This window comes from Pseudomonas sp. NPDC088429, assembly GCF_044753305.1.
Classification (GTDB): Bacteria; Pseudomonadota; Gammaproteobacteria; order Pseudomonadales; family Pseudomonadaceae; genus Aquipseudomonas; species Aquipseudomonas rustica.
This window is the reverse complement of sequence record NZ_JBIVMX010000005.1, coordinates 11,600-21,622: the sequence shown is the minus strand read 5'-3', so window position 1 is coordinate 21,622 and position 10,023 is coordinate 11,600. Positions and strand designations below refer to the sequence as shown.

General features: G+C 59.9%; 7 protein-coding genes. 5 read left to right on the top strand and 2 right to left on the bottom strand.

Translation table 11 applies throughout. From position 1 onward, the window contains the following. Nucleotides 1–33: 33 nt before the first annotated feature. Nucleotides 34–372: a hypothetical protein gene (locus ACIP66_RS05115; RefSeq protein ID WP_053116431.1), complete on the top strand. Its 339-nt coding sequence runs from the start codon at nucleotides 34–36 to the stop codon at nucleotides 370–372. 211 nt (nucleotides 373–583) lie between these two features. Here ACIP66_RS05115 and lapD read toward each other — a convergent pair whose 3' ends face one another. Together lapD and lapG are read right to left on the bottom strand one after the other, a co-directional pair. After that, nucleotides 584–2,530: a cyclic di-GMP receptor LapD gene (lapD, locus tag ACIP66_RS05110; protein ID WP_400646003.1), complete on the bottom strand. Its 1,947-nt coding sequence runs from the start codon at nucleotides 2,528–2,530 to the stop codon at nucleotides 584–586. 14 nt (nucleotides 2,531–2,544) lie between these two features. After that, on the bottom strand, nucleotides 2,545–3,237 hold the full coding sequence (gene lapG, locus ACIP66_RS05105; protein WP_212551643.1) for a cysteine protease LapG: 693 nt from the start codon (nucleotides 3,235–3,237) through the stop codon (nucleotides 2,545–2,547). A 194-nt stretch (nucleotides 3,238–3,431) separates the two neighbouring features. Here lapG and ACIP66_RS05100 point away from each other — a divergent pair, with 194 nt between their 5' ends. The 4 genes from ACIP66_RS05100 (at nucleotide 3,432) to ACIP66_RS05085 (ending at nucleotide 10,017) form a co-directional block, all read left to right on the top strand. Then, nucleotides 3,432–4,142: a GntR family transcriptional regulator gene (locus tag ACIP66_RS05100; RefSeq protein ID WP_053116428.1), complete on the top strand. Its 711-nt coding sequence runs from the start codon at nucleotides 3,432–3,434 to the stop codon at nucleotides 4,140–4,142. Nucleotides 4,143–4,911: 769 nt separating this feature from the next. After that, nucleotides 4,912–5,688, top strand: a complete 777-nt coding sequence (locus ACIP66_RS05095) for a DUF3050 domain-containing protein (protein WP_400645999.1) — start codon at nucleotides 4,912–4,914, stop codon at nucleotides 5,686–5,688. Continuing rightward, complete coding sequence (locus tag ACIP66_RS05090) at nucleotides 5,685–6,614, top strand: diiron oxygenase (protein ID WP_400645997.1); 930 nt, start codon at nucleotides 5,685–5,687, stop codon at nucleotides 6,612–6,614. Before ACIP66_RS05095 ends, ACIP66_RS05090 begins: the two co-directional genes overlap by 4 nt. Nucleotides 6,615–6,624: 10 nt before the next feature. Next, on the top strand, nucleotides 6,625–10,017 hold the full coding sequence (locus ACIP66_RS05085) for a non-ribosomal peptide synthetase (protein ID WP_400645995.1): 3,393 nt from the start codon (nucleotides 6,625–6,627) through the stop codon (nucleotides 10,015–10,017). Nucleotides 10,018–10,023: the final 6 nt, after the last annotated feature.

Here is a 10,023-nt window from a genome sequence, read left to right as displayed (position 1 = left end):
GCATGACGCTGGTTCATTTCTGAGGGATGCTCAATGTTTTACGTGCAACGCGATGCGCAAGGTGTGTTGACGCGCGTGGAAGCGGCGGCTTACGCCGAAGCCACGGAAACGCTGCCGGCCGACAACCATGAAATCCAGGCGTGGTTCGCCAACGCTGCGGTGGAAAACAGCCTCAAACAGCTCAAGCAGAGCGACTTTGAAATGATTCGGGTACTCGACGACCTGATTCAAGTGCTGACCAGCAAAGGCGTGATCCGCGTCACCGACCTGCCGCCAGCGGCCCAGGCCAAACTGCTGGATCGTAACCAGGCACGTGAGGCGTTGGGCGGGTTGAGCCAGCTGATTGATGAAGATGAGAGCGGGTTGATCTGATTCCTTTCTGGAATCAAAAGCCTACCCTCACCCCAGCCCTCTCCCGGAGGGAGAGGGGGCCGACCGAGGTGTCTGGCGTCATCCATCGACCTGCAAAATCTTGGCGATTATGGATTCACTGCAGGATGTTCAAGTCGGCGTAGTTCTCGAAAATCCCCCAATCAGTCCCCTCTCCCTCTGGGAGAGGGCTAGGGTGAGGGCAATTCACGACTCACCCCCAAGGCTTCGGCTCACCCAACAACTGCCCCTGAACCCCATACAAGCCCATCTCGCGAATCACCGACAACTCCCCTTCAGTCTCGACCCGCTCGGCAATCAGCGGCAGATCAATACTGTGCGCCGCGCGCTGAATCGCCTCGATAAACAGACGCTTGTCGCTCTCCTGATCGATCGCCCGAATGTAGCTGCCATCGATCTTCAGATACGCCAACCCAAGCCGCGCCAGGTTGCCGATCATGCTGAAGCGCCCACCAAAGCGCTGCAGGCTCAGCGAGAAACCCAACTCGCGCAGACGACGGGTCAACTGCTCCAGCACAGCCTGATCCGGCAACTGTTCCTCGCCAATTTCCAGGGTCAAACGCGGGCCAAGATTGGAATGTGCACGCAGAATCTCAAAGACTTTATTCAACGCCTGCGGATCCGCCAGCGTCGCTGACGACAAGTTCAGCGCCAGCGAATCTTCATGCCCTTTCATCTGCTCCAGCACGCGCTCAAGCATCAGGCGATCCAGTCGCGCCGTCCAGCCGAAGCGCTCCAGCCATGGCAGGAAACGCCCGGCAGGAATGGTCTGGCCGTGCTCATCGAGCAAGCGCGAGAGCACTTTGTAATGCAGCACCAGTTGCGTGTCCTGCGCCGCCACCACCGGTTGGAAATACAGCTCGAATCGCTGCTGAGTCAGCGCCTGATCGAGCAAGCGGTGCCAGGCATGGTGATCGTCGCCAACGTCGGCGGTCAGGCTCTGATCGAGGCACGCCCAGTTCTGCTCGCCCTGCCCTTCAGCTTGCGCCAACGCCTGATCGCCAAGGCTCAGCACCGATTGCGGCGAGTCACCGTGAGCGAATGGCGCCAGACCAATCGATGCCACGGCCTCAACATCGGTAGCGCCGGTGGCGTGCAAACTGCTCAGCGCGGCGTCAAGATTCTGCGCCAGTTGCAGCGCTTCCTCACGCACCAGGCCCGGCGCCAACACCGCGAATTCACCGCCACGAATACGCGTGACGAGGTTCTGGGTTTCCGGGTATTTGGCGCACTCGCGGGACAATTGCTCGCCCACCGCTTTCAACAATTCATCAGTACGCTGACCGCCCAGACGCTGGTTGAGCCCGGCCAGATCCTTGACCCGCAACAGCAGCAGATAACCGGAGCTGGCCTGCTCGGCATTGCTCACGCGGTTGTTCAGCTGCATCTCGAAATAACGCCGGTTGGCCAGCCCGGTGAGGTTGTCCTGATACGACTCGGCACGCAGTTTTTCACTGCGCTCGGCCTGCTCCTGGAACAGCGCTTTGAGTTTCTCGACCATCTGGTTCATCGCCAGTACCACGCGGCGCAATTCCGGCGTGCGCGGCAGGTCCGGCAGGCTGAGGAATTCGCGGCGGGCAATGGCGTGGGATTGCTTGACCATGTAGTCCAGCGGTTTCAATTGCCGGCGCAACAGCAGCGCGCCAAGCACCGCACTCACCGCGCCACAGACCAGCAGCCAGCCAAGGCTGCCCAACGCGCTCTGCCACAGCTTGGCCACAGCGAACATCGGGTGGCTGACCACCTCGACCCGCGCCGCCTGCTCCCAGCCACGGCTGACCAGCGCATCGCCACCAGCGGGTTCCAGGCCGATCAGTTTGACGAACCAGTCCGGCACGTTGGTGACCGCCGGGCTGCCGCTGCGCTCGACCATGGTTTTGTCGGTCTTCACATCAACCACACGAATGCTCGCGTAATAGCCACTGTCGAAAATCGAACTGACCAGCAACTCGACCATCGCCGGGTCGTCGATGTTCGGCGTCAGCGACAAGGCCAGCGCCGTCGCGGCGTCCTGGGCGTGCGAGCGCAACTGGTTGACGTACTGGGTACGCGAGCTTTCCAGACTGACCATGAAGCTGCCGGTGAAGGCGACCACCAGGAACAGACAGATAGCGATCAACAGCTGTTTGAACAAAGACATCTGAGCGCGTGCTCCTAGTTAGTCGTCTCGACCGGAAAACCTTCGGCCTGCATTTTCTTCAACACATCCTGCCAGCGTGACAGGCGTTTGGTATCACCGACCTTCTTGTTGCCCTTGGCGCCCGGCAAATACAACCCTTCAGCATTGAAAGAGTAGACCGGCAGCAAATCGGTTCGCTGCGACGCCGGTTGAATCTGATCGATCAGGCTGTCGAGTACCAGCGGCATGGCGTCGGGGGTGGAATAGTACGTCAGCACCATGTGCGCGCGATTCTGGCGCAGTGCCTTGACGTAGGTGATGCGCAGCTTGTCACTGGAAACGCCGAGATGGCGCAGGCTGAAATACTTGGCAATCGCATAGTCTTCGCAATCGCCAGCACCCTTCCACAGCGCCTCGATCGGCGTTTCCCAATAATCGACCTCGTGCCACAGGTCGATGTCTTCGACGTAGCGCACCTGTTTGTTGAAGAACAGGTTCACCACTTTCAGCTTCTCCGTTTCGCTGGCCTGTTGCTGCGTCGCCAACAGATTCTGCCAGGCATCGATGCGCTGCTGCCCGGCACCGAGCGGCCCGTACAGGGCGGTGGCTTTGCGGCTGATCGCGGAAAAATCCCAATCGGCATGCAGACCGCCCAGCATAAGACTGGCCAGCAGCAGTGCGCAGCCTAGCCAGCGCAGAGTCCGAGGGATCGCGAAACGTACCGCCACAGCAGGTTTCCGGGGGGCAGGAAGGAAAGCGTTTGATGGTGAAGCTTAGCCCGTTAAAAGACAATGGCACGATGAGATCATCGGCATCGCGCTAAACTGTTTGCCAAGTATTCCTCTACACAGTTTGACAACTTGTAGGGCAATCACTAGTGTCATTTGGATCCAAATTCAGCCGACCTACAGGGTGCGTAGTCGTGACACAGAAGCCCAAGCCGCTACACAGCATTAAAGTCGATGGGCCGATTCCTGCACACCTGGCCCGCTCGATCATCGAAGAAACCCTGCGCGCAGCCATTCTCGATGGTCGCCTGCCGTGCGGCACCGCCCTGCGCCAGCAGGATTTGGCCGATTTGTTCGGGGTCAGCCGCATGCCGGTGCGCGAAGCGTTGCGCCAGCTCGAAGCGCAAGAACTGCTGAGCGTGACCACGCACAAAGGCGCGGTGGTCGCCGCGCTGATTCAGGGCGACGCCACGGAAACCTACGAATTGCGCATTCTGCTTGAGGGCGAGGCGCTGCGGCAGTCGATCCCGTTGCTGACAGCAGCCGATCACGAGCTCGCCGCCGGCTACATCCGCGAACTCGAAACCCAACACGACTACACCGAAATCGGTCGGCTCAATCGCCTGTTCCACATGGCGCTGTACGCCAAGGCGCCGAACAAGCGCCTGCTGCGTCTGGTCGAGGACGGTCTCAATGAAGAAGAACGCTTTCTGCGTTTCAACCTTGAAGCGATGGGCCTGGGCAAGATTTCCCAGGACGACCACCGTGCCCTGCTGCAAGCCGCGATCGAGCGCGACGTTGAACGCTCGGTGATGCTGCTTGAGCAGCACCTCAACCGTGGTGTCGAGGTGATCACCCGCTATCTCGCCAGTCCTGCCGCGCAAAACCGCAAAGCCCTGCGCTAAAACCTTCACGCCGGACGCGGGCCATAGCGTCCGCCCGGCGAATAACCCGCTTACAAATCCCCTCAACCGGTCGCGCACAAACACTGTGGCGGATCGGCGTCTTCGCTCTAACCTCCCTGCGCCTGTGCGAACAAAATTGCCACCGTGGCAATAACCAAACGGTAATAGCCGTCGCGGCCATTTACCCGCACTCTTGAACGGCCAACCCCAATAAAGAACGGGGGCGCACCGCCTGGTGGTGCAGCCCCCGCAACAGGAACCTACGGAAGGAGCCTTGTCACGGGAAAAGGAAAGTCATGGCGCCGTTCCCGGCCAACTTTCACCCCTCAAACCACACCAATCTTTTTCATTAGAAAGTTGCTTCGAGTGAGGCATTCACTCTTGTCGATCAATTTTGGCCGTTATTGGCTGAAAGGAGTAACTACGCCCAAATAAAACTTAACCTGCAAGTTTTATCGGGGGCGCTCATATTTGAAAAACACCCAACTTAAAATAATTAAAATTACACTTGTTAAATGCTTTTGCCGTGTATTACTTTTCTCTCGCCGAGTTTGAACTTCGCTGCAAACTTCGGCACAAGCTATATGCCACACCCATGACGACAGCGGCCCTCCAGCAGGCCACAGGCTTCAATCGCCAGTACATTCAGTACAACAACTTCCGTCTGGAAGTCTTTGTCGCCCGTCGACAAGTCACATGTAAGCCTTCGCTCCACTGATTGCGCAGTTGAAACAAAAGTGCCATTCCATAATCAATGATAAAGGACATCATGATGCCCACTAAGCACCAACTCGCCCTGAAGAAAGCCGAACTTAGCATTCACCCGATCTTTTCCGAGATTACCTCGTTATCGGTCTTGCGCCGCTTTATGGAAACCCACGTGTTTGCCGTGTGGGATTTCATGTCGCTGACCAAACGCCTGCAGCAGGAACTGACCTGCACGCGTTTGCCGTGGCTACCGCCGCGTGATCCTCGCGCGGCACGGCTGATCAACGAAATTGTCCTCGGCGAAGAGTCCGACGACCGTCTGGCCCACGGTCACTACAGCCATTTCGAGTTGTACCTGGATGCAATGCGCGAAATCGGCGCGAGTACCACGGCAGTGGAGCGCTTCGTCGCGCTGCAACAGGAAGGCGTGAGCTACGACGTCGCGCTGCAAAGTGTCGAGGTCGATCCGGCCGCCGCGCAGTTTGTCCGCGACACCCTGCACACCGCGCTGCATGCGCCGGGGCACAGCGTTGCTGCCGCGTTTCTGCACGGTCGCGAAAGCGTGATCCCGACCATGTTCCAGCGCATCCTCGACGACTGGGGCATCGGCATCGAGCAAGCACCGACCTTCCGCTACTACCTGGAACGGCACATCGAAGTCGACTCCGAAGACCACGGCCCCGCCGCAGAACAACTGCTAGAGCGTCTGGTCGATGGCGATCCGCAGCGCGAAGCCGAGGTCTACGCCAGCGCCGTCGCCGCCGTCGAAAGTCGCATCGCCCTGTGGGACGGCCTGCGCCTGAGCATGCGCGAACCGTTGGCGGAGGTCGCGCAATGAATGCCGCCGACTATCAATCGTTCGCCGACACCTGGGAAAGCCGCGCGACCATCCGCACCCGCCCCCGTCGCGTGCTGGAAAACGATGAGCGCCTTATCTATCCGCTCAGTCGCCAGCCGCTGGTGCTCAGCGAAACCTTCCTGCGTGAGTGCCCGCAGCAGCGTGATTTTGCGTTGGTGCAGACCTTGTACAAATTCATCAACGATGTAGTGATTTTCGAGACGGAAATCGTCGACAAGACCGCGCGCAGCATCGCCAAAAATCGCTTCGCCGTGGCCTTTCCGTTCGCCTGTCGGTATGACGCGATGACCGTGGTGGTCGACGAGGATTACCACGCGTTGGTAGCGATGGATTTCATGCAGCAAACGGTGGCGATGACTGGCATCGAACCGATCCAGTTGCCCGATGAAATCGAACTCAGCCGAGCGATTCCCGCCGCCGTCGCATTGGCCCCGGAACACCTGCGCAGCGCTGTGGAATTGATCTGCGTGGCCATCGCCGAAAACACCGTGACTGGCGACGTTGCCGCGTTCGCCCGGGACGACACGGTCAAGCCGTCGATCAAAGGCCTGATGGCCGACCACTTGCTCGACGAGGGCCGCCACTCAAGTTTCTGGGCGCGGATGGTGCGCATCTATTGGCACACCGCGAGCGACGCCGATCGCGAAACCATCGCGCAGATTTTGCCGGTGTTCATCGGCCACTACCTGACCAACGACATCCAGAAATCCTTTGATCTGCGCCTGATCGATGCCCTGCCGGTCAGCGAGATCACAAGGCGATCCCTCAAGGACGAAATCGCCGGGCTGGCCTTCCCGATCAATCGCCACCATCCGCTGGTGGGCAACATCGTCAAGTTCTTCCACAGCAGCTCGCTGCTCGACACGCCTTGCGTGCAGCACGCCCTGCGCGACTACCTGGTTTGAGGAGGCCGACATGAAACGTCTCGACATTTTGCTGATTGGCGCCAGCCAGGCCATGACCGACCTGGCGCAGGAACTGGAGCAACACGGTCACGCATTGACGCGCAGCGGCGCCGCACAATCGACGGTGGATTTGATCATCGACGATGGCTTCATCGGCGCCGGTGATTTCTGCGCGATCCCGCATTTGCATCTGCGCTTAGGTATTGGAGCGCAAAGCGCTGCGGGTTTGCCGACACTCGATTTGCTGTGCTTTCTCGGCTCGTCTTTGATCAGCCGTGTGCCGATTGGTGATGAGCCATCCGGCAACGGTCAGACATTGCGCCAACGGGTGCTGACACACGTGGTGGACGAAGTGGCGTTGCTGGTCAGCCGCTTCTCCCGTGATGCGGATTATCTGCAGCAGGCTTCAACGGTGACCGCGCCAGATTTCGAGCGGATGGAAAACCTGCTGTTTCTCGACAGCCTGGCCTACGTCCATCGCCTCAACCACACGGCGAATCCGGCGCTGCTGAAACAGGCGCAAATCCCGCTGATCGAGCGGCTGCAACAGAGCCTGATCGAGCATGCCGAACGTCCGGCGCTGCACCTCGGCGAACGCTCCATCAGCTACCGCCAATTGCATGCCCACAGCCGCGCAATTCAACAGCGTTTGCTGCCGATTCTTGAGCAGCATCCACAGCCGTGGGTGGTTGGTATCTGCCTGCCGAAAAGCCCGGCGCTGTTCGCTTCAATTCTGGCGATTCTCGGCAGCGGTGCGGTGTATCTGCCGCTGGAGCCGAGCCATCCGTTGCAGCGCCAGCAATACATCCTGCACAACGCCGGCGCGCTGCTGTTGCTGCATGACGGCGAGCATCCGCTCAGCGCAACCATGGCAGGGCTGGACGTCAGTCGCATCGACAGCGCCCAAGCAGATCTCAGCCAAGCGTTGATGCGCCAGCGCCCCGCACTCGATGCGCCCTGCATGGCGCTCTACACGTCGGGCACCACCGGGCATCCGAAAGGCGTATTGCTCAGTCAGCACAACCTCGCGCACTTCACCGCGTGGTACGCCGACTACGTGCAATTGCACGCCGAGAGTCGGGTGTTGCAGTTCTCTTCGCTGAGCTTCGATTCGTCGCTGATCGACATCTTCCCAACCCTGCTCACAGGCGCCGAATTGGTGGTGCCGGACGACACGCAACGCCGCGATCCGCTGCAACTGGTCGCGTTGATCCGTCGTCGGCAACTGACCCACGCCTTCCTGCCGCCAGCGCTGTTGAGCATCCTGCCGCTGGAACAATTGGAAGGCGTGCAAGTGATGACCGGCGGCGATGTCTGCGAGCCGTTCGTCATTGAACAACTGACTCGCCAGGGCACGCTGCACAACCTCTACGGCCCGACCGAAGCCACGGTGTTGATCACTGCGCGACAACTCACACCCGGCGACAGCAACCGCAGCCTCGGCGCGCCGATTGCCAATAGCCAAGTGCTGATTCTCGATGACGATCTGCAACCGGTGCCCGAGCACACCGTCGGCGAGTTGTTCATCGTTGGCCCCGGCGTTTGCCTCGGCTATCTGAACAATCCGCAGCAGACTGCCGAGCGTTATCTGAACCTGCAATTACCCGATGGCGAAACCCTGCGCGCTTACCGCAGCGGCGACATGGCCAAGTGGGGCGAGCACGGCATCGAGCTGTGCGGGCGTCGCGATAATCAGGTGAAGATTCGTGGTTTCCGAGTCGAGCCGGAAGAGATCGAACGCTGCCTGCGCGAGAGCCAGCTGTATCGACAAATAGCCGTGGTGATTGATCCGCAGCGGCGGATTCTGGCGTTCCTCGCCCAGCCACAATCCGACGATTCCCGCGATGCACTGAAAGCCCACGCCCAGCAGTTTTTACCGGACTACATGCAACCGGTGGCGTGGACTGAACTGCCGAGCATGCCGTTCGCCAGCAATGGCAAAGTCGACCGCAAAGCACTGCTGGAATTGCCGGTGAGCGTGCAGGACAACGGCCCGAAATGTCTGCCGGCGAATGCTGATGAAGCGTTGTTGCTGGAGATCTGGGCCGAGTTGTTGGAGCTGCCCGTCAGCGACATCTCCACCGACGAAAGCTTTTTCAATCTCGGCGGCCATTCGATTTTGTTGTCGCGGATGTTGCTGCGTTTGCGTGAGGAGTTTGGTCGCAGCATCTCGATCAATCGCTTCATCGAACTGCCGACCATCATCAAACTCGCGACGCTGGTGCGCGGCACCGATGACAGCGCGGTACTCAGCGCTCAAGCGATGGCCGACGCCGAACGTGTGCTGGAAATCGAGCCGCTGCCGATCAGCCGCATGGGCGATGTGCACAAGGTCATCGTCACTGGCGCCAACAGTTTTGTCGGTGTGCACATCGTCGAGGCGCTGCTCGGTTGGGGCGCCAGCGAGGTCGCGTGTCTGGTGCGTGACGGCGGCGGGCAAACGGCGGCGCAGCGCTTTGCGCAGTCACTGCGCGAAAACCGGCTGGAGCATCTGGATCTGACTCGGGTGCGGGTTTACGCGGCAGATATCACTCGCCCGCAATTGGGCTTGGCCGACGACGATTATCAGCGTCTCGATCGCGAGTTCGGCGCGCTGGTGCACAACGCCGCCAACGTCAATCACGTGCTCGACTACGAGTCACTGGCGGCGGACAACGTCGAGCCGATTTTCGCCCTGCTGCGCCTGTGCGAAGGGCAGAGCAAAAAGGTCTTCAATTTTGTCTCGACGCTGTCGGCGTCCAGCACCGTCGACGACGCCGGCCAGGTGCTGGAATTGCCCGCAGCACTGACGCCACCGATCTACATTCGCAACGGCTACAACCTGTCGAAGTGGGTCGGCGAACGCATCCTCGAACGCGCGCGGGAACGCGGCGTACGGGTCAATCTGTATCGACCCGGCAACATCAGTTTCAACAGCCTGAGCGGCGTGTGTCAGCCGCACAAAAACCGTTTGATGCTGATGCTCAAAGGTTCGATTCAGCTCGGCCAGGTGCCGGCCTTCGCGTTGAATTTCGACCTGATGCCGGTGGACTTTCTCGCGCGGTTTATCGCCTTCCATGCCAGCCGATATTCGCCCGATCACGCGGTGTTCAACCTGCATAACCCAGAGCCGCTGAGCTGGGATGCCTACGTTGCTTCCTTCCGCGAAACCGGCAGCGAATTCTCACTGGTCAGCGTCGCCGACTGGCAGCAGCAACTCGGCCGCGTCGACGCCGATAACGCGCTGTTCGGCGTGCTCGGTTTCTACCTCAACGGCTTTGAAGAAGACATCGGCGACATCTCCCTGATCGGCCACGCCAACGCTGAAGCCGGCGTGCAGCAGATGGGTGCGCAATACCCGCAGAAATCCCCGGCGCTGCTGCGTCGCGGCTGCGCTTACCTGAAAGAAATCAACTTCATCTGATCCAAC